14 protein-coding genes are annotated in these 24,546 nt (G+C 33.5%); 7 read left to right on the forward strand and 7 right to left on the reverse strand.

The features are described from left to right. Positions 1–5 precede the first annotated feature (5 nt). Positions 6–983: a M23 family metallopeptidase gene (locus M0M44_RS09800; protein WP_248729585.1), complete on the reverse strand. Its 978-nt coding sequence runs from the start codon at positions 981–983 to the stop codon at positions 6–8. A 277-nt stretch (positions 984–1,260) separates the two neighbouring features. Here M0M44_RS09800 and alaS point away from each other — a divergent pair, with 277 nt between their 5' ends. Then, positions 1,261–3,891, forward strand: coding sequence for an alanine--tRNA ligase (alaS, locus tag M0M44_RS09805; protein WP_248729586.1), 2,631 nt, complete (start codon positions 1,261–1,263; stop codon positions 3,889–3,891). A gap of 283 nt (positions 3,892–4,174) precedes the next feature. Here alaS and M0M44_RS09810 read toward each other — a convergent pair whose 3' ends face one another. Next, on the reverse strand, positions 4,175–5,920 hold the full coding sequence (locus M0M44_RS09810) for an ABC transporter ATP-binding protein (protein ID WP_248729587.1): 1,746 nt from the start codon (positions 5,918–5,920) through the stop codon (positions 4,175–4,177). 358 nt (positions 5,921–6,278) lie between these two features. On the opposite strand from M0M44_RS09810, the gene M0M44_RS09815 reads away from it, so the two are divergent. From M0M44_RS09815 to M0M44_RS09835, 5 genes are all read left to right on the forward strand, one after another. Continuing rightward, a complete protein-coding gene (locus M0M44_RS09815; RefSeq protein WP_095928718.1) occupies positions 6,279–7,028 on the forward strand; it encodes a hypothetical protein in 750 nt (249 codons plus the stop codon). Between the two features lie 194 nt (positions 7,029–7,222). Beyond that, positions 7,223–8,185, forward strand: a complete 963-nt coding sequence (locus M0M44_RS09820; RefSeq protein WP_248729588.1) for a GSCFA domain-containing protein — start codon at positions 7,223–7,225, stop codon at positions 8,183–8,185. 180 nt (positions 8,186–8,365) lie between these two features. Then, a complete protein-coding gene (locus M0M44_RS09825; protein ID WP_248729589.1) occupies positions 8,366–13,465 on the forward strand; it encodes a translocation/assembly module TamB domain-containing protein in 5,100 nt (1,699 codons plus the stop codon). After that, on the forward strand, positions 13,449–15,764 hold the full coding sequence (gene tamL / locus M0M44_RS09830; RefSeq protein WP_248729590.1) for a translocation and assembly module lipoprotein TamL: 2,316 nt from the start codon (positions 13,449–13,451) through the stop codon (positions 15,762–15,764). Before M0M44_RS09825 ends, tamL begins: the two co-directional genes overlap by 17 nt. 167 nt (positions 15,765–15,931) lie before the next feature. Beyond that, the gene (locus M0M44_RS09835) at positions 15,932–16,561 is read left to right on the forward strand and encodes a DUF4230 domain-containing protein (protein WP_248729591.1); all 630 of its coding nucleotides are present in this window, start codon (positions 15,932–15,934) and stop codon (positions 16,559–16,561) included. 195 nt (positions 16,562–16,756) lie between these two features. On the opposite strand, the gene M0M44_RS09840 is transcribed toward M0M44_RS09835, so the two are convergent. The 3 genes from M0M44_RS09840 to M0M44_RS09850 form a co-directional block, all read right to left on the reverse strand. Beyond that, entirely contained in the window at positions 16,757–18,532 is a 1,776-nt protein-coding gene (locus M0M44_RS09840) for an aromatic amino acid hydroxylase (RefSeq protein ID WP_248729592.1), read from the reverse strand. Positions 18,533–18,669: 137 nt separating this feature from the next. Next, positions 18,670–19,107 carry a hypothetical protein gene (locus M0M44_RS09845; protein WP_248729593.1) on the reverse strand — a complete coding sequence of 146 codons (438 nt, stop codon included), beginning with the start codon at positions 19,105–19,107 and terminating at the stop codon, positions 18,670–18,672. A gap of 76 nt (positions 19,108–19,183) precedes the next feature. Next, positions 19,184–19,594, reverse strand: coding sequence for a group III truncated hemoglobin (locus M0M44_RS09850; RefSeq protein ID WP_248729594.1), 411 nt, complete (start codon positions 19,592–19,594; stop codon positions 19,184–19,186). A 375-nt stretch (positions 19,595–19,969) separates the two neighbouring features. Between M0M44_RS09850 and M0M44_RS09855 the strand changes: the two genes are divergently transcribed. Continuing rightward, entirely contained in the window at positions 19,970–22,387 is a 2,418-nt protein-coding gene (locus tag M0M44_RS09855) for an RICIN domain-containing protein (RefSeq protein WP_248729595.1), read from the forward strand. A gap of 79 nt (positions 22,388–22,466) precedes the next feature. Here the strand turns inward: M0M44_RS09855 and ilvA are convergent, their stop codons facing one another. Beyond that, positions 22,467–23,711, reverse strand: a complete 1,245-nt coding sequence (gene ilvA, locus M0M44_RS09860) for a threonine ammonia-lyase IlvA (RefSeq protein ID WP_248729596.1) — start codon at positions 23,709–23,711, stop codon at positions 22,467–22,469. A 274-nt stretch (positions 23,712–23,985) separates the two neighbouring features. Further along, positions 23,986–24,522: a DUF4136 domain-containing protein gene (locus M0M44_RS09865; protein WP_248729597.1), complete on the reverse strand. Its 537-nt coding sequence runs from the start codon at positions 24,520–24,522 to the stop codon at positions 23,986–23,988. Positions 24,523–24,546: the final 24 nt, after the last annotated feature.

A 24,546-nucleotide genomic window follows, 5' to 3' on the forward strand; every position in this document is an offset into this window, starting at 1 on the left:
TGATATTAATCTAATGATTGGTTTTCTTGGTTGGCCATTTGCGAAATCGCCACATATTCTACAGCCGAAATATTTCCATAATAGAAATTCAATGGGTTAACCACTTTCCCGTCTTTATGCACTTCATAATGACAATGCGGGCCTTCAGATCTTCCTGTGCTTCCAACATATCCAATAACATCGCCACGTTTTACCTTCTGTCCCGGACGGCAGTTGTAGTTGCTTAAATGGGCATACAAACTTTCATATCCAAAACCGTGCCTGATCACTATGTGGTTTCCGTATCCCGAAGCTGTATTGTCAGCTCTTTCCACCACACCATCTCCTGTTGCATAAATGGGAGCACCTGTATTGGCCGTGAAATCCATTCCGTTATGCATTTTTCTCACTTTTGTGAAAGGGTCAATTCGGTACCCAAAACCTGACGCGACACGTTTTAAATTTTCATTTCGAACTGGCTGAATGGCAGGAATTGCTAACAATAAATTTTCTTTAGCTCCAGCTAATTTTAAAATTTCATCTAAAGATTTAGACTGAATTGCCAATTGCTTCGATAGTTTATCGACTCTTTTGGTTGCATTTAAAACCAGTTGAGAATTATTATATCCTTCTAGCGCTTTATACTTATCAGAATTTCTGAAACCAGCTTTTCGAATTGAATCTGGAATTTCAGCTTTGTTAAAGTACACGCGATAAATATTATTGTCACGTTCCTCGAGTGCATCCGCAGCTTCATCAATTTCGTCTAACTTTTTATTCAAAATAGCATATTGCAGTTTTAAATTTTCAATTTCGCGGGCTTGTAAACGATCTTTTGGAGTTTCAAAATAAGGTGTGTTTATTAAAAGTACAAAAACTAAAAAACCAAACAGTGCCGATGCCAGTAAAAACAGTAATGCATAACCTATTTTTATTCTTTTTCTGGTTTTTATTTTCGTATAAGCCAGATTTTCTGAGTCGTAATAATATTTTACTTTCGCCATATTTTAAAATACGCTATTTTTGCACCTTGTAAAATGAGTTAGTCGAACGAAACTGATAAATGTTTCGGTTGTTCGACACTTTTTTTGCAAGGATTAATGATTAGATATTGGGGCTATTTTATCATTAGATAATGCGCAAAATAGGCAATTTATTGTTTAAATTATAAGTTTTTTAATTACATTATAAAAAACTTAACGTATCATCAAATGAATAAATTAGCTAATTATCTAATTTTCAAATTGACACATTAAAACAGACACATTTTCTAATTAAAATATGAAATCACAAGACGTACGTAAACAATTTTTAGATTTTTTTGAGAGTAAAGGACATACTATTGTTCCTTCAGCTCCTATTGTTCTTAAAGACGACCCAACCTTAATGTTCAACAACTCGGGAATGGCCCAGTTTAAAGAATTTTTCTTAGGAAACGGAACTCCAAAAAGTCCAAGAATAGCCGATACGCAAAAATGTCTTCGTGTTTCAGGAAAGCATAATGACCTTGAAGAGGTTGGTATTGATACATACCACCACACTATGTTTGAAATGTTAGGAAACTGGTCTTTTGGTGATTACTTCAAAAAAGAAGCTATCAACTGGGCTTGGGAATTGTTGACAGAAGTATACAAAATTCCAAAAGAGAATCTTTATGTTTCTGTTTTTGAAGGAAGTAAAGAAGATAACGTTCCGTTTGATCAAGAAGCTTGGGATATTTGGAAAACTTTAATTGACGAGGATAGAATTATTCTTGGAAATAAAAAAGATAATTTCTGGGAAATGGGTGACCAAGGGCCATGCGGACCTTGTTCTGAAATTCACGTTGATTTACGTTCTGCAGAAGAAAAAGCTTTAGTTTCTGGAAAAAGTTTAGTTAACAACGATCACCCGCAAGTTGTTGAAATCTGGAATAATGTATTCATGGAATTCAACCGTAAAGCAGATGGTTCATTGGAAAAACTTCCTGCACAGCACGTTGATACCGGAATGGGATTTGAGCGTTTGTGTATGGCTTTGCAAGGAAAAACATCAAATTATGATACTGATGTTTTCATGCCTTTGATTAGAGAAATCGAAACCATTACTGGAGCAAAATATACGGTTAAAGCTTCAAACGAAGCTGAAGAAAAAGTAAATATCGCAATTCGTGTTATTGCAGATCACGTTCGCGCCGTAGCTTTTGCTATTGCTGACGGACAATTGCCATCTAACACAGGCGCAGGATATGTAATTCGTAGAATTTTACGTCGTGCTATCCGTTACGGATTTACTTTCTTAGGGACTAAAGAGCCGTTTATTTTTAAATTGGTTGAAACTTTAAGTGAGCAAATGGGAGATTCTTTCCCAGAAATCAGAACACAAAAAGCCCTTTGTTCGAATGTAATTCGTGAAGAAGAAAATTCATTCCTTAAAACATTAGATCAAGGATTGATTCTTTTAGATGCTGTAATTTTAAATAATACAGGAGATACAATCGATGGTAAAAAAGCATTCGAATTGTACGATACCTATGGTTTTCCAATCGATTTAACTGCTTTGATTCTTTCGGAAAAAGGATTGAAATTAGACGAAGAAGGATTCCAAGAACAATTGCAATTACAAAAAGAGAGATCTCGCGCAGCTTCTAAAGTAACTGCAGGAGACTGGAATGTAATTGTTGAAGATGATATTCAGGAATTTGTTGGTTATGACAGATTATCGCAACAAGTTAAGATTACGAAATACCGTAGAGTTGAAAGTGCAAAAGATGGAGAAATTTTCCAATTGGTTTTCAATGCAACTCCTTTTTATGGAGAAAGTGGAGGACAAACTGGAGACAAAGGATATTTGGAAGCTCAAAACGGTGATATCGTTTATATAATTGATACGAAAAAAGAGAACAACCAAACCATACATTTAGCAAAATCGTTACCAGAAAATCTTACTGGAACTTTTAATGCTGTTGTTGATGCTGCTCAAAGAGCTAAAACTTCGTCTAACCACTCGGCTACGCACTTATTGCACCAAGCGTTGCGTAAGATTTTAGGAACTCACATTGAGCAAAAAGGATCTATGGTACGAAATGCTTCGTTGCGTTTTGACTTTTCTCATTTTGCTAAAGTTACAGAGGAGGAATTATTAGAGGTTGAAAACTTTGTAAATGCAAGGATTCGTGAGAGTTTGCCATTAATCGAGAAAAGAGCGATTCCAAAAGATCAAGCTCTTGAAGATGGTGCAATTGCTTTGTTTGGAGAGAAATACGGAGATTTAGTCCGTACAATTAAATTCGGTGATTCTGTCGAATTATGTGGGGGAACTCACGTTGCGAATACATCTGATATCTGGCACTTTAAAATTATTTCTGAAGGAGCTGTTGCTGCTGGAATTAGAAGAATTGAAGCTATCACAAGTGAAGCGGCAAAAGAATATTTTGAGTCTCAAGCAATTTCTTTCGGAGAAATTAAAGAAGTGCTTAAAAATGCTCCAGATCCTGTAAAAGCAATCCAAGCATTGCAAGATGAAAATGCTCAATTGAAAAAACAATTGGAAGTTTTATTGAAAGATAAAGCTAAAAATATGAAAGCTGATTTGGCTAAAGAATTACAAGAAATCAATGGAGTTCAATTCTTAGCTAAACAAGTAGATTTAAACCCAGAGGGGGCAAAAGATTTAGCATACGAATTAGGCGGTTCTTATAACAACTTATTTATAGTTTTAGCGACTGCTCACGAAGGAAAACCAATGTTAACATGTTATATTTCTAAAGAAATTGTAGCAGAGAAAAACTTAAACGCAGGACAGGTTGTTCGCGAATTAGGTAAATACATCCAAGGTGGTGGTGGAGGTCAGCCTTTCTTCGCAACGGCAGGAGGTAAAAATGTTGACGGAATTGGTGAGGCGCTTACTAAAGCTGTAGATTTTGTGAAGTAATTAAAGATTCTAAGATGCTAAGGAACTAAGTTTCTAAGTTTTTTTTAAAATAAACCCGACAGATTTTAAAAATCTGTCGGGTTTTGTGTTTATAGTATTTATTTTTCTCATTTTATGTCATTTCGACGAAGGAGAAATCTTCGCGAGAAGCTCGACAAAGATTTGATTCTTGTTGCGGAGTTACTTGCGAAGATTTCTCCTTCGTCGAAATGACAAATAGAGCGTTCGTTCAATGGTTAAAAAACTTAGAACCTTAGTATCTCAGCAACTCAGAACCTTAAAATTATTTTCTTTCCCCAATCTGCTGGCGCCACATAGCATAATAAAGTCCTTTTTCTACAATTAAATCTTCGTGTTTACCTTGCTCAATAATTTTACCTTGTTCTAAAACAAAGATTCTATCAGCATGCATAACAGTTGACAAACGGTGTGCAATTAAAACTGTAATTCTATTTTTATCTGAGATATTTCGGATCGTGTCGTTAATTTCTTCCTCGGTAATTGAATCTAAAGCAGAAGTCGCTTCATCAAAAATTAATAAATTCGGATTTCTTAAAATTGCTCTTGCAATAGATAGACGTTGTTTTTCACCACCAGAAACTTTAATTCCGCCTTCTCCGATTGTAGTATTTAAACCATCTTCGGCGCGTCTCAGAAGTTTGTCACAGCTTGCGCGTTTTAAAGCATCGTATAATTCTTCGTCGGTTGCATTTGGTTTAACGAATAATAAATTCTCGCGAATTGTTCCAGAGAATAATTGTGCGTCTTGAGTCACGAAACCAAGTTGTTTTCTTAAATCTAGTAAGTCAATTTCTGTAGAATCAATATCATTATATAAAACCTGACCTTCGGCAGGTGTATATAATCCAACTAGTAATTTTACCAAAGTTGTTTTTCCAGATCCTGACGGACCTACAAAAGCAACGGTTTGACCTTGTTTGATTTCGAAATTTATATTTTCAACGGCTTTAAATTTGGCTGTTTTATGCTGAAAACTAACATTTTCAAAAAGCAATTTCTGAATTGCACCAATATGTTTAGGAGTTTTCGGACGAAACTCTTTTGGAGCATTCAATAGATTTTTGAAATTCTCCATCGAAACTTTTGTTTCATTTAGAGCGATGATAAAATTTCCTAATTCCTGTAAAGGACCAAAAATAAAGAAGGTGAAAAATACCATTGTCAATAAATCTCCAACGATAATTTTTCCTCCAAATAGAAAGTAATACAAAGCAAAAACAACACAAGTTCTCAAGAAATGAACGGTTGTTCCTTGAATGAAACTTAAACTTCTGATGAATCTGATTTTTTGCAACTCTAATTGAAGAATCTTAAAAGTATTTAAGTTTAATCGTTTTTCTTCCTGATACGTTAGGCCAAGACTCTTTACCAATTCGATATTTCGCAAACTTTCGGTTGTAGAACCTGCCAATGCATTGGTCTGATTGACAATTTTTCGAGAAACGATTTTGATCTTTTTTCCCAAATACAAACTTACTAAAGCAATAATTGGAGCAGTAATTAAAAAGATAATTGAAATTCTGAGATCAATTCGGGCTACATAAACGATTACGAAAATGAAACCAATAATAGTTTGGAAAATTAGAGAAATAGAAAGTGTAATTAGTTTTTCAGAGTCAATTCTAACTTTAGTCAATTTGCTTAAAGTTTCACCGCTTCGCTGGTCTTCAAATTCTGCGTAAGGAAGATCTAGAGATTTCTTGATTCCGTCCGTATACATTTGTGCTCCAGTACGCTGAATAACCACATTGGTAAAATAATCCTGAAAGTTTTTGGTAATTCTAGAAATCATAGCTGCGCCAAGCGAAAGTCCAAGCCAGAAAGCTAAAGATTTTATAAATCCGATTTTATTTCCTTTGTATTTTGCTAGGCCGACGCCGCAGTCCTGCATTAATTTTCCTGTAATTACAGAGTCGGATAAACTGAAACAAATGTTGATTGTAGCCATTATCAAAGCAAAAAACAGGAGCATTTTATGTTTGATAATGTAGGTATATAATAATTTCATATAAGATTTTAAAAAAATGGAAGATGCAAAAATAAGGAATTGTTTTAGTTTGTGAAGTTCATTTTTGTTATTAAAAATGTAATTTTTTTACAGGTGAAGTTACTGATGGAGTTTTTAAGGTTTTTACGTGTTTCAATTTTTTTTACTCAAAAATAAAATAAGTACTAAAAGCAGGATTGTGCTTTTAAGATACATGCTTTTTTGAATTTTTTTTTTATTAAGTTATTCTTTATATTGTTTGTTATTAGTGTTTTAATTGTTTTTTTAATTGTAAAATATGCTTTGATGAGGAATCCCGTAAGGTTTTGATTTTTGATTATACTAGGTTTGCACTAATAAGAATTTTAACCAAATCAACATGAAAAAATTATTATGCCTTTTTGGTGCTTTAGCACTAGTTTTAACATCGTGTTCAAGCGATGATTCGTCAAGTTCTTCAGATCTTGTTTTGCTTAAAAAAACTGTTATTACAAATCCAGATGGTGATAAAGCTACCATTAATTATAAGTACGACGGTAACAAAATAGTAAGTGTAACAGATGATACTGGATTTTTCAATCTGCATTATACTTATACAGGAGATTTAATTACAAAAATTGATTTCAAACTTCCTAATGGAAAATCAGAACAAGTAAATACTTTTACATACACTAATGACGGAAAGCTATCAAATTTTGTAAGAGTTGAATATGAAAGTGAGGACGGAGAAGCAGTATTAAGAGGATATAAGGAAGTTTATACGTATAATACAGATGGTACAATTTCAGTGAAAGGATATTCTGGAGATGATGTTTCCCAAACTATTCCTTCAGGAACAGCTACAATTAAATTTGTAAATGGTGAAGTAAGCGAAATTATAAGCACTAACTCACCAAATCATAAATATACTTATGATAATAAAAACAATGCAACTAAAAATATTTTAGGAATGGATAAAATCGCATTTGTTGATGGAGAAGGAAATGGAGTTAAATTCAATATTTTAACAGATACAGCAAATGGTGATTTATGGTCAAACAGCACTTTTACCTATAATGATCAAGGATACCCAACTAAAGAAGTTAATACAGGATCTGATAGTTTAGGAACTACTGAATATTTTTATTAATATTTGAAGTTTTTTAAAATTAAGAAAGCCAGAAGCATTTGCATCTGGCTTTCTTAATTTTAAAAGGATAACTTTAGATTATGCAGGAACCATAATAGTTTTTAAATGTTTTAAATTTACCAGCCAAATACTTTTTGTATTTGGCTTTTTTTATTGGTCAAAATTGGTGAAATTCGTGTCTAAATTTAGAAATTATGCAATTCAGAACACAAATACCAATTTCAAAAAGTAATTCGCCAATCGATTATAATTCGAAAATACTTTCTATAGGTTCTTGTTTTGCAGAGAATATGGCGGAGAAATTCGATTATTTTAAATTTCAGAATGAAACTAATCCGTTTGGAATTATATTTAATTCAGTTTCTATAGAAAAATTATTTGAACGCGTTTGCAAAGAACAATGGTTTGAAGAAAAAGATGTTTTTTTTCATAACGAACGCTGGCATTCTTTTGATGTGCATTCTGATTTAAGTAATGCCGACCGGCAAGAATTGTTTGAAACTTTAAACAAAGCGATTTTAGAAACGAATAAACAATTAAAAGAAGCCACTCATATTATTATCACTTTTGGAACTTCATGGATTTATAGAAATCTACAAAAAGATGAAGTTGTTGCCAATTGTCACAAAGTACCTCAAAAACAATTTTCGAAAGAATTATTATCGGTTGAAGTGATTTATGAAAGTATTCAGAATACAATCGATTTAATTCAGTCTTTAAATCCAAATATCAATTTCATTTTTACGATTTCTCCAGTACGACACATAAAAGATGGTTTCGTAGAAAATCAATTAAGCAAATCTCATTTATTTACAGCACTTCATCAAGCTTTTAACTTTCGTCCCGAAGCTTCGGGATCGACTTTCAACTACTTTCCGTCTTACGAAATCATGATGGACGAACTTCGCGATTATCGTTTTTATAATGAAGATATGTTGCATCCCAACCAAATTGCGATCGATTATATCTGGAAGCTTTTCAGCGAAAATTACATTTCTCAGGAAAGTTTTATAACAATGCAGGAAGTTGATGAAATTCAGAAAAGTCTTCGCCACAGAAGCTTTAATCCTGAATCTGAACAGCATCAAAAATTCTTGGCTAAACTCCAGCAAAAGATAAATCTCTTAGGGGAAAAGATTTCTCATATTAAATTCTAACCATAGTTATTTAAAAAAAAACTTCGGTACTTGGGTCTTTGTGGCAAAAACGACAATAAAATTTTAGAATAATTCCTCATAATTGTGTAAATTGTTAAGGTTTAAATTTTACATTTTTGTAAAATGTGTAACTCTGCTTTTTTCAGAAGCAATTTTAATCTAATCCGATTTTATTGACGTATGAATAAGAAACCTGTTTATTTTCTTAAAAAAACACTTCGTATCCTTATGTGGTGCGTGGTTTCTGCAGTTGCGCTTTTATTACTTCTGATCATTCTAATTCAGGTTCCTTCGATTCAAAATTTCGTTAAGGACAAAGCGATTACCTATCTTCAGGGCAAGATAAAAACTAAAGTTTCATTAGATCATATTTCGATAAAATTTCCAAAAGACGTAGTTCTGGAAGGTTTTTATTTTGAAGATCAAAAAAAAGATACTTTGCTGGCAGGTAATCGATTAGAAGTTGATGTCGACCTTTTTAAACTTGTTAAAAGTGAACTCGAAATCAATTCGGTTTCGCTTGAAAATGTAAAAGCCAATATTTCCAGAAACAAACAAGGCATCTTCAATTTCGATTATATCATCAAAGCATTCGAATCAAAAGAACCAAAGGTTGAAGATCCTAATGCCAAGCCCTTTAAAATTTCGGTTGTAAAAGTAAACCTGGATCAAGTTAAATTTAACTTTAAGGATGATTTTGCTAAAAATGACATTCGTGTAAACCTGACTCATTTTGATACTAAATTCAAAAAATTTGATCTGGATCAGATGGATTTTAATATTCCGACAATTAATTTAAACGGATTGAAGGTGGTTTTAGATCAGGATGTGGTCGAAAAAATTGCTGAAGTCTCAGTAAAAACGGTTGATACAATTTCGAAGCGCCCAGACTTTAAATTGGCTTTAAATAAAATAGCGTTGTCTAAAATCGATATTTTATACGATAATAAAGATTCGAAACTAAATTCTGGCATTCGTTTAGGAAACTTAAATTTAGCTGTAAATGAAATCGATCTAAACAAACAGCTTTTAGATTTTGATCATTTTGAAGTAAAAAATCTAAGTGGCAATCTGCGATTGGGAGCAAAAGACAAACAAATTGATGCACCCGATTTAGATACTACAGCGATAAAGCAAGCAGGCTGGAAAGTAAAATTGAACGAAACCAATCTAGAAAATATTGCTTTCAAATTTGATGATATGCAGTCAAAACCCAAATCAAAAGGAATTGACTATGCACATCTTGATTTGAGTAAATTTAATTTTAAAGCCGAGAAATTATATTACGGAAATGATACCATTTCTGGAAATATTAAAGCATTAACGGTAAGTGAAAAAAGCGGTTTGGAGATCCAGTCTTTTAAAACTGATTTCTTTTACGGGCCAAAAAATGCTTCTTTAGAGAATTTATATTTAAAAACACCACAAACTCTTGTGCAAGACAAAGTTAAGGCGCAATATAAATCACTTGAATCACTTCAGAAAGATTTAGGGAATCTGGCCATTGATGCTAATTTAAAACAATCAAAAATTGGTTTTAAAGATATTCTGTTGTTTGTTCCAGATTTGCAGAAAACAAATCCTTTTAAAAGCAATCCAAATGCAATTTTGTATGTAGACAGTCGAGTGAGCGGGAAAGTAAAAGATTTGACTATTTCGAAATTTGAAATGAGTGGAATAGGAACGACAAAAGTTTCGCTTTCTGGGAAAATCGCAGGACTTCCAGATGCTCAAAAAGCGTATTATGATTTGAATATCAAGAAGATTTCGAGTACTTCAAAAGATATTAACCTGTTTGTGCCTGCTGGAACAATTCCGAAAAATATTCAACTTCCATCACAGTTAAGTTTGCAAGGAAAATTTAAAGGTTCAATTCAGAATTTTAAAACGAACCTGGCTTTAAACAGCAGTTTCGGAAATGCAAAAGTTGATGCGTTATTCGATCAGCGCATTAAAAAAAGAGAAAAATATGATGCAGACGTTTCTCTTCAGGAATTCGATTTGGGGCGATTAATTAAAAACGATTCGATCGGAAAAATTACGCTAAAAGCAAAAGTAAAAGGAAACGGTTTAGACCCGAAAACGGCAAATGCTTTTATTGACGGAATTGTTCAGAAAGCGGTTTTTAACAGATATACCTATAAAGATTTAACGCTGAAAGGAAATATCGAAAACGGTTCTTTTGCTGTAAAATCAGGAATGGAAGATCCTAATTTGAATTTCAATTTAATAGCTTCAGGCGATACAAAAGACAAATATCCAACGGTAAAGCTGAAACTAAATTTGGATATTGCCGATTTAGAAAAGTTAAATCTGCATGCGGGGCCTATGAAGCTTCGCGGAAATGTTGATGCTGATATTGCCAACAGTAATCCGGATTTTCTGAACGGCAAAGTACTTCTTTCCAATATTCAGATTTTGCAAGATGCAGAACCAATTGTTTTAGATTCAATTCGTGTTTTGGCTTTTGCAGACAAAGACAGCAATTCGATTAAAATTTCGTCTCAATTTTTAAAAGCCGAAGTAACGGGAAAATACAAACTCACGACACTGGCAAATTCGGTTCAAAAATCATTATCCAAATATATTGATCTTAAAAACCCAAAAGTTAACGCAGAATCAGATGAACAAAGATTAGCTTTTACTTTGAAAGTCGACAATGATCCTGTGCTTTTAAAATTATTGCCAAAATTAACGGGCTTAGAACCTTTTAGCATAACAGGAAATTATAATAATCAGACAGATTCTTTGACTGTGAAAGGAACAATTCCAAGAATTGTTTATGGAGGCAATACCATTTCGGACGGAAAAATAAATATCGAAGCTAAAGAAAATGATTTAGAATATTCGATTTCTGTGGCAACAATTGAAAGCGGCTCGCTTAAAATTCCATTTACAAGTTTATCAGGAAATGTGCAGAATAATATTTTGACTTATGCTCTTGAAGTAAAAGACGCCAAAGAGAAACAGCAATATTTTATAGCTGGTGAATTTAAGGCAGAAGATTCAAAAAACATTGTAAAACTGGACGCTGAAAACTTTATTTTAAATTATGATAAATGGAATGTAGATCCAGAAAATAGGATTGAGTTTGGAGAAAAAAGGCTTTATGTCGATAAATTCAATTTGAATAATAACGGAAATGAGTTAAAAATTCAATCACAAGGAACGCAGGATAATGCGCCGTTGCAAGTCGATTTTGTGAATTTCAAAATCGAAACCATTATGAATATGGTCAAAAAAGACGAATTGCTGATGCAAGGGTTGATAAACGGAAATGCATTGGTTGAAAATGTGATGACGAGTCCAACTTTTATCTCTGACTTAAAAATAGATGATTTCACTTTTAAAGGTTCAAAAGTAGGCGATTTGGAAATAAAAGTTGACAATAAGACGGCCAATATACTTGCTGCAAATGTAGCTTTAAGTGACGAAGGAAATGATTTGAAACTGACAGGCGATTACCGATTAGATGCTGGAAATTTTGATTTTGATGTGGTAATTAATAAACTGTACATCAAAAGTATTCAAGGTTTCAGTATGGGAAATATTACTGAAGGACAAGGTTTTTTATCAGGAAATTTTAAGCTTACAGGAAACACTTCTGCTCCAAAAATTAATGGCGAATTGAATTTTAACGATGCTGGTTTTAGAGTAACACAGCTTAATTCGTATTTTAAAACTAAAAACGAAAAAATCACTTTTAATAATGAGACAATTTCATTTGATAAATTCTCTCTTTTTGATGAGAACGACAACGAATTGTATGTAAACGGAACAATCCAATCTCCAGATTTTGTCAAGTACAATTTTAATCTGCTTGTTGAAGCTGACGATTTTAGAGCCATTCACTCAAAAGCAAAAGACAACGATTTATTCTATGGTGATTTATTCTTAGATACAAAATTGAATATAAAAGGAAACTTGGATAGTCCAGTTGTTGACGGAACGCTCAAAATCAATAAAGAAACCAAATTCACGGTAGTAATGCCACAATCAGATCCTTCTATTGCAGATCGCGAGGGAATTGTAGAATTTGTTGATGAAGACAATATGTATCTTAAACAAACAGTCGATCTTCAGAATAAATTAGATCAATCGGAACTGAAAGGAATGGATGTAAATGTCGCCATTACAATTGATAAAGAGGCCGAATTGACGCTGCTGATTGATAAAGCAAACGGAGATTATTTGAACTTAAAAGGTGAAGCAGAATTGGTTGGAGGAATTGATCAATCTGGAAAAACAACTTTGACTGGAAAATATGAGTTTTCCGATGGAGCTTATGAAATGAATTTTAATGGAATCAAAAGGAAATTTGATATTCAGAAAGGAAGCTACATTACCTGGAATGGCGAACCAACAATGGCGAATTTAAATATTACAGCGATTTACAAAGTAAATACGGCACCAATTGATTTATTAGGAAATCAATTAAAAGGAGAGCCTCAAGCGGTACAAAACACTTACAAACAAAAACTTCCTTTTCAGACTTTATTGAAAATGAATGGAGAGTTGCTAAAACCAGAAATTTCATTCGGAATTGTACTGCCTGAAGGAAATTATAATGTTTCTACAGATGTTGTAGAAATGACACAGACAAAGCTGAAACAATTGGAACAAGATCCTGCGGAGCTTAATAAACAGGTTTTTGCTCTTTTATTACTGAACCGATTTGTAGGCGAAAATCCTTTTGCAAGTGAAAGCGGTGGTGTAAGTGCGGAATCTTTTGCTAGACAGAGTGTGAGTAAAATCCTTTCGCAACAGTTAAATAATCTTGCTGGAGATCTTATTGAAGGATTTGAAGTCAATTTCGATTTAGAATCGACAGAAGATTATACGACAGGAACTATGCAAAATAGAACCGATTTGAATGTAGAGGTTTCTAAAAAACTGTTGGATGACAGATTAAAAGTAACTGTTGGAAGCAGTTTTGGAGTAGAAGGTGCAGAGCGCGCCAACGAAGAAAGCACCAATATTGCTGGTGATGTCGCTTTAGATTATCAATTGACAAAAGACGGCCGTTATATGGTTCGTGCTTACAGAAAAAATCAATATCAAGTGGCAGTCGAAGGGCAGGTTGTAGAAACAGGCGTTGCTTTTATTATCACGATGAGTTACAATAAATTTAGGGAACTTTTCCATCGTAGTGAAAAAGAAAAAGAATTGATTCGGGAAGAAAAGCTTCGAAAAGAAAAAGAAAAACAGAAAAAAAAAGAAGATAAAGAGAAGGAGGAATTGCAGAAAAATCAAATTGAAGGAAATGAACAGAAAACATAATTATATAAATAATCATTTTGCAAATTATTTTGTGTTGATATCGTTGTTTTTTGTCTTTGGATGCAGTAATACAAAATATCTTCCAGAAGGTGATTTGCTTTACACAGGCGGTTCGGTGAAAGTGAAAGATTCTATCATGAAAAAGAAAGATAGAAAAGCACTGCAAACCGAGTTGGAAGGTCTTCTTCGTCCAAAACCAAATAAAACTTTCTTAGGATTACGTCCAAAATTATGGTTTTATAATATTGCTGGGGAACCCAAAAAAGATAAAGGATTTAGATATTGGCTTCGCAACAAAGTTGGAGAAGAGCCAGTACTTTTTAGTAAAGTCGATTTAGATTATAATGCTTCAGTGCTGCGAAATTTTACTGAAAATAGAGGCTATTTTAAAACTCGTGTTAGCGCCGACTCTACTGTAAGGAATAAAAGAGTAACAGCAGAATATACTGTTGTTCCAAAAAAGCAATATATTATTAAAAGCGTCACGTTTCCAGATGACTCTTTAAAGATGTCAAAAATAATTGCCAGATCAAGTAGACGCAGCTTGTTGAAAGTGGGAAAGCCATATGATTTGGATGTTATAAAAGCAGAACGGGAACGTATTGATGCTCGACTGAAAGAAAAAGGGTATTACTATTTCAATCCTGATTATCTTCTGGCGAAAGTAGACAGCAGTAAAGGCGATCACGAAGTAAAAATTAGATTAGTTATTAAAGACGAAACTCCTGTAAAAGCATTAAGAGCTTATACAATAAATAACATTTTTGTTTATCCAAATTATTCTCTGGGAAATGACAGCATGGTTTACAGAAAAAAGAATATTACTCAGTATAAAGATTTTACTATTATTGATACGGCAGAAACTTTTAAACCAAGAGTTTACGACAGAACAATTTATTTCAAAAAAGGAGATGTATATAATCGAACCGATCATAATTTGACTTTGAATCGTTTCGTAAATTTAGGAACTTTCAGTTTTGTTAAAAATGAATTCAAACCTTCAGACAGTATAGACAATGCTTTAGATTCTTATTATTATCTAACGCTTTTACCTAAAAAGTTTATTCGTGTTGAAGTTATCGGGAAAACCAATTCAGCGAGTTATACCGGTACAGAATTAAATCTAAACTGGAACAACAGAAACTTTTTGCGTGGTGCAGAATTGTTTACTGCGTCGATTTTTGGTGGTGCCGATTTTCAGCTTGGAGGTGTAAATAAAGGTAAAAATATTTATAAGCTTGGGGGTGAAGTTAGTTTGACCTGGCCTAGATTTATTACCCCTTTTAATATTGAAGGAAATAGCGAATATGTTCCAAGAACCAAAGCAACTATTCGTTACGAATATCAAAAACGAACGCAGTTGTATGCCTTGAATTCTTTTAATACTTCATTTGGATATTTGTGGAAAGAAAACATTCGTAAAGAGCATCAGTTAAATATTGTAGATGTGACTTATGTGAGTCCGAATCATGTTACACCAGAATATTTGGAAGATATAGAGCAAGATGCAGCATTAGGAAAAGTAATCGAAAAGCAGCTGATTTTTGGCCCAACTTACAATTATACCTATACCAATACAATGCAGAAACGCCGAAAAAATACTATTTATTTTAATGGCGAATTGGATTTGGCGGGAAATCTTACTGGCTTGATTACAGGTGCAGATTATCCAAATAAGGTCAAAACTATATTTGACGTACCTTTTAGCCAATATGTAAAAATCAAATCCGATTTTAGGCATTATTTAAAACTAGGGAAAGAAAGTGAATTAGCCAGCAGATTAATTGTTGGAGCCGGATTTGCCTACGGGAATTCGAATACGCTTCCAGCATCAAAACAGTTCGTTGTAGGAGGGACCAATAGTATTAGAGCATTTAGGGCACGAACTTTAGGGCCGGGAAGTTACGTTATTCCGCCAACGACAAACGATAACTATACGCCAGATCAATCAGCTGATTTAAAATTGGAATTTAATACCGAATATCGTGCAAAGCTTTTCAGCATCGTAAGAGGTGCAGTATTCCTAGATGCAGGTAATATTTGGCTCTTACATGCTGATCCGAACAAACCAGGTGCAGAAATTTCAAAAGATTTTATGAAAGAAATTGCAATTGGAGCAGGAGCAGGTTTACGTTTCGATTTGTCATTTTTGGTTTTAAGAACCGATTTAGCTATTCCGCTTAGAAATCCAGCTTTACCAGATGGTCAAAGATGGGTTATTGATGATATTAATTTCGGAAGCAGTTCTTGGAGAAAAGACAACCTTATTTTGAATATTGCTATTGGATATCCGTTCTAATTTTTTTTGCTACGAATTCACGAATTATCTTTAATTTTTTTAATGTTTAAACTAATTATAATTTGTGAAATTGAAGTATAAATATGTCAAAGTGATGAGCAAAAATTCGTGAATTCGTGGCAGAAAAAGAAAAAATGAAGTAAATTGGTCTAAAATATTTTAAAGGAATGCAAAACTTGATCAAAAGAATTATAGGCGTTGGGGTTATTGTTTTATTAATCGTTCTGGCGTTTAAGTATTGCCAGTTTAAAAAAGAAGAAGATTCTGATATTCAGTACAATACTAATTTAATTCAGCAGCAGATTCTTAACGTTGGAAAATTGGTTGTTACCGAAGGGCATTTTTCAGAAGTCATCACCTATAAAAATCAGCAGAAATATTTGATGGACATGATTTCTTTTGAGAAAAAAGCGCTTATTGTTGTTAATGCAAATGTCACGGTTGCTTACGATCTGCATCAGATGAAATATGATATTGATGAGAAAAACAAAACCATCACGATTTTAAATATTCCAAAAGAAGAGATTACCATAAATCCCGATATTCAGTTTTATGATGTCGAACAAAGTAAACTGAACCCTTTTACGGGTGACGATTACAATAAAATCAACAAATCGGTAAAAGCCAATCTGGCTAAGAAAATCGAAAATTCTACTTTAAAAACCAACGCCCAAAACCGATTGATAAGCGAATTGTCTAAGATTTTAATCATGACGAATTCAATGGGCTGGAAGTTACAATACAACGGGAAAGTTATCGAATCTGAGACCGAGCTGAATCAAGATTTGAAGTTATAGAGGAAAGGTACAAAGGTTCAGAGTAGCAAAGGTTCAGAGGTTTTTTCGCAATCTTGTCATTTCGACCGAAGGGAGAAATCACATTAGAAGCTCCGTATAGTATACTTCAATCTTTGTAGAATCCCGAGTGTAATTGCTCCTCCTTCTAAATGACAAATAAGCTTAAAAAACTCAAATAATAAAAACTTTCGCGCCTTAGTGCCTTTGTGGCAGATCAGGCAAAGAACTATCAAAAATCAAATCCAATCCACCAGAAATTAAATGCGCAATTTCAGGGCGTCTTTCTTTCAACTGATCCAGATATATTAAAACTTCTTGTAAAAGCTGTTTCTCATCTGAATATTTCAAAAGTTCAGCAATTTCGATATTTAACAGCCAATCATTTGGGTGATTACTTTTGACTTTTTCAAAAACCGATTTTAACTCCGATTTAGAGTCTTTATTATTTCTTATGTTTCTAACTGTAGCATATAAAACTTCCAACTCATCACGTTCCTCAGTATGTTTCGCTTTGATTGTTTTTGTTGAAGGGACGATATTAATTAAATCAAAACTATTTACATCGGCTGGACCAGAAAATGCAGAAATAACTTTTTTACCAATTGCCATATCGTAATTTCCCCAATCTGGCTGAAACAAAATCGTTTCTCCGTGGGTAACCGTACAATTTTTAAAACTGATCAGAATGATTTCTCCATGAAGATTTCTGGAGCCTGTAATAATTTCCCCCTCCACAATAATATTGCCTTCAAATTCCAGTTTTACGGTTTCATTTTCAACAATACTGTAAGCCTGCAAATCTTTAGGACTCATATCTTCAATAGCCAGATTAAAACCTTTCAGTTTTCCAATCGGACTTCCAAATCCGTGCGGGTGTGTTAAAGTTCCGTGACCAACTAATTCTTTTTCGCGGTAAGAAAGAGCTGTTTTTCCAGTAGTCTGAATGTAAACTGGTTTTCCTTCTTCTTCAATTACATTGGTAAAAACTCCAGAAATTTGTAAACCTGTGCTCAATTCAATTGTTCCTAAAGCATTTGATTGAATCAGTTTCTGAATTCCAGATAAACCTCCCGTTCGTAAAGCCATTTTATTAGCAAACTCTTCTAAAATCAAACTTAAATAAGAAAAATTAGGAGTTACATACAATTGTGGCTGCAATTGTGTAATATCAAAATTCTGATTGGCAGCAGAAATATCATAAGGAATTTTCTTCACATTATCAGTCATACAGTGGGCACTTTCTCCAATAGAAGAAAGTAATCCCGCACCATAAATTTTTGGATTTTCAACCGTTCCAATCAAACCGTATTCAACTGTCCACCAGTGCAGGTTTCTGATTTGAGCCATTTCAGATAATTCGCCCATGTTGTTTTGCAAATCTGCAACTGCTTTTTCAGCTTCATCGATTTTTTCTTGTGGCGTATCTTCTGCTTCTTTTAAAATAGAAAGCAGACGAATCGCTTCATACATTTGATAATCTTTATGAGAAGAAATCGCTTTACAGCCAATTTCGCCAAAACGTCTTAAATATTCGGCATATTCTGGATTGGCAATAATAGGAGCGTGACCTGCGCCTTCGTGAATGATATCTGGAGCAGGAGTGTATTCAATATGTTCTAATTGTCTAATGTCTGAAGCAATAACCAAAACATTATAGGCTTGAAATTCCATAAAAGCATTTGGCGGAATAAAGCCATCAACAGCAACCGCAGCCCACCCAATTTCGCTTAGAATTCGGTTCATGCCGTACATGCTCGGAATAGAATCAATTTCGATTCCTGTTTTACGTAAACCTTCTAAATAAGAATGATGTGCAACTTTAGAAAGATAATCTACATTTTTGCGCATAACATATCGCCAAACCGCTTGATTGATAGGAGTGTAATCACTATAATCTTGAGGTTTAATAAATTGCTGTAAATGTTTAGGCAATCTCTCTAATAACGGATTGGTTTCAATATTTGGATTCATTTCGAAAACGTTGTAGATTAAAATGTAAAATTACGAATTTAAGACTCGATTTTTTATCATCCATCGCAAAATTTTTATTCGAAATTGACTTTTATTGCATTTTTGTAGATTTTTAAAGAGCTGAGATAAATGCGATTTTAGCAGTCATTATTGTCGAAACTTACTCTTTCCATTGTTTGTTCGTAGTTTTCAATCTCTTTTTTGGTCATTGGAGTTTCTTTTACATCTACTTTCAATTGTTTTTTAGTATCAGGACTAATCCATAAACCAGTGAAAGTATTTCCTATTTTTTGTAAAATTAAAACACCACTGAAATTGTGTTCAACCATAACAAACTCATTTTCTTTCTTTTTGTTCTGAGTAGGATAAATTTGAATCCAATTTTTTGATTTATTGTAACGATACATTGCCGCATAACTTAAATCGGCATTACATTGATTTTCTGATGTCTGAATGTAAAGTGTAATCGGGGTTTTTCCATCGACAGTTCCTTTGTATAAATTAGAAGCTGTTTGTGCTGATAATTGATTTAAAAATGAGAAACAGATTGCAATAAAGAAAATAGCTTTTTTCATAAATAAAAGAATATAGATTTGGGGTTAATTCATTTTATCAAATATAAAGTTCTGCTTTTTAATTGAAAGAAATTTTTTAAGATTTTTTTATCGCATTTCTCATTTCATTTTCAGCATTTCTAAAATATTCAATTTTATGACTGAACATAAATGCCATATTGGTAGCGCGCATTTTGGCTTCTTCGGTTATAGGTCCCGCAAATTGAGAATCGATTGTCGAATTAAAAATAGCAATCCAACGGTCAAAGTGCTTTTTGTCTACTGGTAATTGTTTATGAGGCGGAAATGGAGTTCCAGAATAAGCGCGAACATCAAACAGAATTGTCTGCCAAAAATTGTACATTTTTTGCAGATGAGGTTCCCAGCGATCTTGTAGTTTATCATTAAATATCGGTCCAATTAAATCATCTTTTTGAACATTAGCATAAAAGCTATTAACCATTTGCTGAATGTCTTCTATTGTCGAAATATCTTTTAAAGCTGTCATTTTATTGTATTTTAAGTAAGCTACAAAAATACAATATATCTTTCCTTTAGATCCCTGATAATTGTCATCTGCCCTTTATTTGCTAATAAAATAACATTTTGTAAGGAATTGTATAGATTTTTTATTTTATGATGAGTTATTTTGATTTTAATTGGTAAGTTTTTTATGATTTTTAATTTTTTAAAATATTGTTTTTCAGTGTATTGAAAAACAATAAGATGCGTTTTTGTTATATCATTTTTTTTGATTTGATGTGTATTTGTAAAGTTAAAAAAATGAGAATATTGTAAAAATACTTATAATATTGTGGTGTTTTAGTAAAATAAAACTGAATAAATAAGAAAAAACTAATTATCAAACCAAAACCACAAAAGAATGCACAAAACTACTCAAACACCTACAATTCGGGTAAGTAAAGCGTTGAAACTATTATGTTGTAGTACGCTTTTATTCATGAACAGCTTAAATGCTCAGACGGTAACTCCGTGGATGACCACAGGAGATCAAACTAAATTATTACAGCAGCAGGCAACTGTAAACTTCGGTACCAATTCAGGAACCAATCCTTCGACGGTAACAGTAAATGCGGGAACAACTTATCAAACCATGGATGGGTTTGGTTATACGCTTACCGAAGGAAGCTGCGAAGTTATTGCTGGAATGGCTGCCACTCAACAAAACCAATTATTGAATGATTTGTACAATCCAACAACAGGATTAAATGCAAGCGTAGTTCGTATCAGTATTGCAGCTTCAGATTTAAGCAGTTCTTCTTACAGTTATAACGAAACTTCAGGCGATACGAATATGAACAACTTCAGTTTGAACGGACCTGACTTGACTTATCTAATTCCAATTATTAAAAAAATCTTACTCATTAACCCTAATATCAAAATTTTAGCTACACCCTGGTCTGCTCCAAGATGGATGAAAACCAACGGTTCGTGGGTCGGAGGTTCGCTGCAAACACAATATTATGCAGCTTATGCAAAATACTTCGTGAAATATTTTGATGCTATGAAAGCACAAGGTATTAATATTTGGGGAATTACACCGCAAAATGAACCTGAAAATCCAAACAACGAACCAAGTATGCTGATGAATTCTACAGAACAAAAGAATTTCATCAATCAACAGCTTGGGCCTCAAATGGCAGCAGCTGGTTATGGAAACGTAAAAATCATTGCTTTTGATCATAATTGCGATAATACAGCTTATCCGATCGATGTTCTAAATAATAGTTCTTATGTTGATGGTGCAGCATTTCACTTGTATTTAGGAAATATCTCAGCAATGTCGACTGTAAAAACACAAACGGGTAAAAATGTTTATTTTACAGAACAATATACAGGTTCAGGTGGAAGTTTCAGCGGAGATTTTGGATGGCATATGCAAAACGTTGTTATTGGCAGTACAAATAATTGGTCGAAAACAGTTTTGGAATGGAATGCTGCAAATAATTCAAGTTTAGGGCCGCGTACTCCAGGCGGGTGTACCACTTGTTTAGGCGCGATTACAGTTAATAATAGCACAAGTTATACAAAAAATGTAGCCTATTATATTATTGGTCAAATTTCTAAGTATGTAAAACCTGGCGCAGTAAGAATTGGTTCTTCAAGTACAAGCGGCAGTATTTCTTCAGTTGCATTTAAAAACCCTGATGGTTCAACCGCACTTGTAATTTATAATTCAGGAGGATCATCAAATACGATAAAAGTAGTTTCAGGATCATCTGCTTTTAATTACGCAGTTCCGGCGTCTTCTGCAGTTACTTTTACTTGGGGTGCATCAAATCCTGTTGCGGTTACAGGAGTGAGTTTAAGTCCTACTTCTGCCACAATTGGAATGGGTCAGTCACAGCAATTAACGGCGACAGTTTCTCCAAGCAATGCTACCAATACAGCTGTAAACTGGAGTTCAAGCAATACTTCTGTTGCAACGGTAAATTCAAACGGATTGGTTTCGGCAATTGCTACAGGAAATGCGACAATCACTGTAACTACTGCTGATGGAGCTAAAACTGCCACAAGCGTAATTACTGTAACAGTTGGTTCAACTGGATTCCAAGGATATTATAATATTATTTCTAGAAATAGCAATAAAGGTTTAGATGTTGCAGATAATGCTACTACAAGCGGAAGCAGGATTCAACAATATGATATTACTAATGGAGGAGGAAGTAACCAACGCTGGAAATTTGTTTCGGACGGAAATGGTAATTATTACATCATCGTAAAGTCAACTGGAATGTATCTGGCAGTTGAAAATAACGGAACTGGGGATGGATTAAAAGTACAGCAGAAAACTTTTTCATCTTCAAATGAATTCAAATGGACGGTAACAAATCTTGGCACTGGTTATTACAAAATTATAAACGTAAACAGCGGTAAATCGCTTGATGTAGAAAATGTATCTACAGCAAATGGCGCTAATATTCAAGTTTGGGCTTATACAGGAGGTTTAAATCAACAGTGGCAATTGGTTCAAGTTGAATCTTCAGCGGCAAAAAGTGCTTTAGCAGTAGAAAAAACTGTTGCTGAAAATACGAGTTCAAATGATATGATGATTTTTGTTGATGAAACAGATGATTCTTTAAAAATTGATACCAATCATGAAGGAGATGCTGATGTGCAGATTTTCAATATCACAGGTCAGCCCGTTTTAAAGAAAAATGTAAAATTTCTAAAAGGAAATCAAGCTGAAATAGAAATTTCTCGATTACCAAAAGGGTTTTACGTGGTAAAAGTAAGTGACAATAAAGGTTCTTATTCGAAAAAAATCTTGAAGCAATAATTTATATCCACAATTCAATTAGTAATTTGTATTGAATGCGAAAAGGCTGTCATCCCATCTGACAGCCTTTGTTTTTTATTTATCCAATCAATTGTGTAAACAGATCTTGATTGTCATTCAGGTATTGAAATTCAAAACCATTTTCGGTCATTTTTAATTTAATAGGCATAATGTCATTTTTGTTTTTCAATTCTAAACCAACGACAACAGAACCAACTTCACGACTGTTTTTCTTAGCAAACTGGAAATACGTGATGTCATCATCAGGGCCTAAAATATTATTGACAAATTCTTTTAAAGCTCCCGGACGCTGTGGAAACTGAATCATAAAATAGTGCATCAAACCTTCATAAAGTAGAGAGCGCTCTTTTATTTCGGCAGTTCTTTCAATGTCATTATTGCTTCCGCTTACGATGCAAACTACATTTTTACCTTTAATTTTATCTTTGTAAAAATCTAAAGCTGCAATTGTTAGCGCACCTGCAGGTTCAACAACCATTGCTTCTTCATTATACAATCTTAAAATTGTAGTGCAGACTTTTCCTTCGGGAACCAAAATTATATCTTCTAAATTATAACGACAGATTTCAAAAGTTTTATCTCCAACTTGTTTTACAGCGGCTCCATCAACAAATTTGTCAATTGTTTTTAGCGGCGTATTTTTATTTTCTTCAATCGAAGTTTTCATCGAAGGAGCGCCTTTTGGTTCGACTCCAATTATTTTGGTTTGTGGACTTAAATGCTTAAAAACTTCAGATAAACCAGAAGCCAGCCCGCCGCCGCCAATTGGGACAAAAACATAATCGATAGGTTCTTTACAACTTTCTAAGATTTCTAACCCAACAGTTCCTTGTCCAGCAATTACCTTTTCATCATCAAAAGGGTGGATAAAAGTTTTGTGGTTTTTGATAGCATCAGCAGTTGCAGAAGCATAAGCGTCATCAAAAGTATCTCCTGTCAGAACAATTTCTACAAATGATTTTCCGAATAATTGAACTTGTTTTACTTTTTGTTTTGGAGTTGTTTTAGGTATATAAATTTTGCCCTGAATCTTTAAAAGATTGCAAGAATACGCAACACCTTGAGCATGATTTCCTGCACTGGCACAAACAATTCCGTTAGTCTTTTCTTTTTCGTTTAACGAAGAAATCTTATTGTAAGCGCCCCGAATTTTGTACGAACGAACAATTTGTAAATCTTCTCTTTTTAATAAAATAGTAGATTCAAATTCGTCTGAAAGATTTAAATTCTGGGTTAGAGGTGTTGCAGCAACTACGTTTTCAAGTTGTTTTTTTGCGTTAAGTACTTCGTTAAATAGATCCATAATAAGTTGTTTTTGTTTTTTGCCACAGATTTTAGTGATTTTCACAGATTCAAAAATCATTATAATCCTCTTAATCTGTGGCAAAAAAAATATTTGGTTTTTAATATTCTTAAAATAAAAAACCTCCCAATTGGGAGGTTTCTATAAATTATATTTTACATTCTTATATAGCACCTCGCCATTACTGCTGAATTGCAATAATGCTAATAATAGCGATAATAATGTTATTAAAGTTTTTCATTTTTTTTACTAATTGAATAACAAATGTAAATAATTATTTTTTTACCGGCGGATATTGAGCTAAAATTTTGGCTACGAACTCAGCAATTTTTTCATCTTTTTTGTCGATGTTTCTTGTCAAAGTTCCGATTCCTTCACCTTGCCAGATCATTTCTTTCTTTTTAGCATCGATCAAATCAATGTACAAAGTGCCTTCAGTAGAAGTTGAAACGGTTGTTTGATTACCATACATCATATAAGGATTCCAACCCCAGCCCCAGCCATAACCCCAGCCAGCGCTAAATTGGTTTACATCTACCTGCTCTCTCGATTTAGTAAAAATATTGATTAGCAAATCTGGATTATCGCTTTTGGTAAAGCCTTTAGCCTGCATTTGATCATCAATAGCGCGTAGAATTCTTCTTTTGTCTAAATCTGATATTTCAACCTTGTCAATTCCGGGCTTAAAGTAAGCGTATGTTTTATAAGGCGCAAAATCGACAGTTTTGTCATAATCAGAATAAACAGTCACACTGCTACATGAAGTAAGGATCAAAAGCAGGAAAAACGGAATTAACTTTAGTGTTTTCATATATTCAAAAATTAAATGTTCAGT

This window comes from Flavobacterium humidisoli (assembly GCF_023272795.1).
Taxonomy (GTDB): domain Bacteria; phylum Bacteroidota; class Bacteroidia; order Flavobacteriales; family Flavobacteriaceae; genus Flavobacterium; species Flavobacterium humidisoli.

Coding starts and splice junctions, on each gene's coding strand:
- M0M44_RS09845 (WP_248729593.1), bottom strand. CDS start 19,107: ATGAAAAAAGCTATTTTCTTTATTGCAATCTGTTTCTCATTTTTAAAT.
- M0M44_RS09800 (WP_248729585.1), bottom strand. CDS start 983: ATGGCGAAAGTAAAATATTATTACGACTCAGAAAATCTGGCTTATACG.
- M0M44_RS09850 (WP_248729594.1), bottom strand. CDS start 19,594: ATGACAGCTTTAAAAGATATTTCGACAATAGAAGACATTCAGCAAATG.
- M0M44_RS09865 (WP_248729597.1), bottom strand. CDS start 24,522: ATGAAAACACTAAAGTTAATTCCGTTTTTCCTGCTTTTGATCCTTACT.
- ilvA (WP_248729596.1), bottom strand. CDS start 23,711: ATGGATCTATTTAACGAAGTACTTAACGCAAAAAAACAACTTGAAAAC.
- M0M44_RS09815 (WP_095928718.1), top strand. CDS start 6,279: ATGAAAAAATTATTATGCCTTTTTGGTGCTTTAGCACTAGTTTTAACA.
- M0M44_RS09835 (WP_248729591.1), top strand. CDS start 15,932: ATGCAAAACTTGATCAAAAGAATTATAGGCGTTGGGGTTATTGTTTTA.
- M0M44_RS09840 (WP_248729592.1), bottom strand. CDS start 18,532: ATGAATCCAAATATTGAAACCAATCCGTTATTAGAGAGATTGCCTAAA.
- M0M44_RS09810 (WP_248729587.1), bottom strand. CDS start 5,920: ATGAAATTATTATATACCTACATTATCAAACATAAAATGCTCCTGTTT.
- M0M44_RS09820 (WP_248729588.1), top strand. CDS start 7,223: ATGCAATTCAGAACACAAATACCAATTTCAAAAAGTAATTCGCCAATC.
- M0M44_RS09855 (WP_248729595.1), top strand. CDS start 19,970: ATGCACAAAACTACTCAAACACCTACAATTCGGGTAAGTAAAGCGTTG.
- tamL (WP_248729590.1), top strand. CDS start 13,449: ATGAACAGAAAACATAATTATATAAATAATCATTTTGCAAATTATTTT.
- alaS (WP_248729586.1), top strand. CDS start 1,261: ATGAAATCACAAGACGTACGTAAACAATTTTTAGATTTTTTTGAGAGT.
- M0M44_RS09825 (WP_248729589.1), top strand. CDS start 8,366: ATGAATAAGAAACCTGTTTATTTTCTTAAAAAAACACTTCGTATCCTT.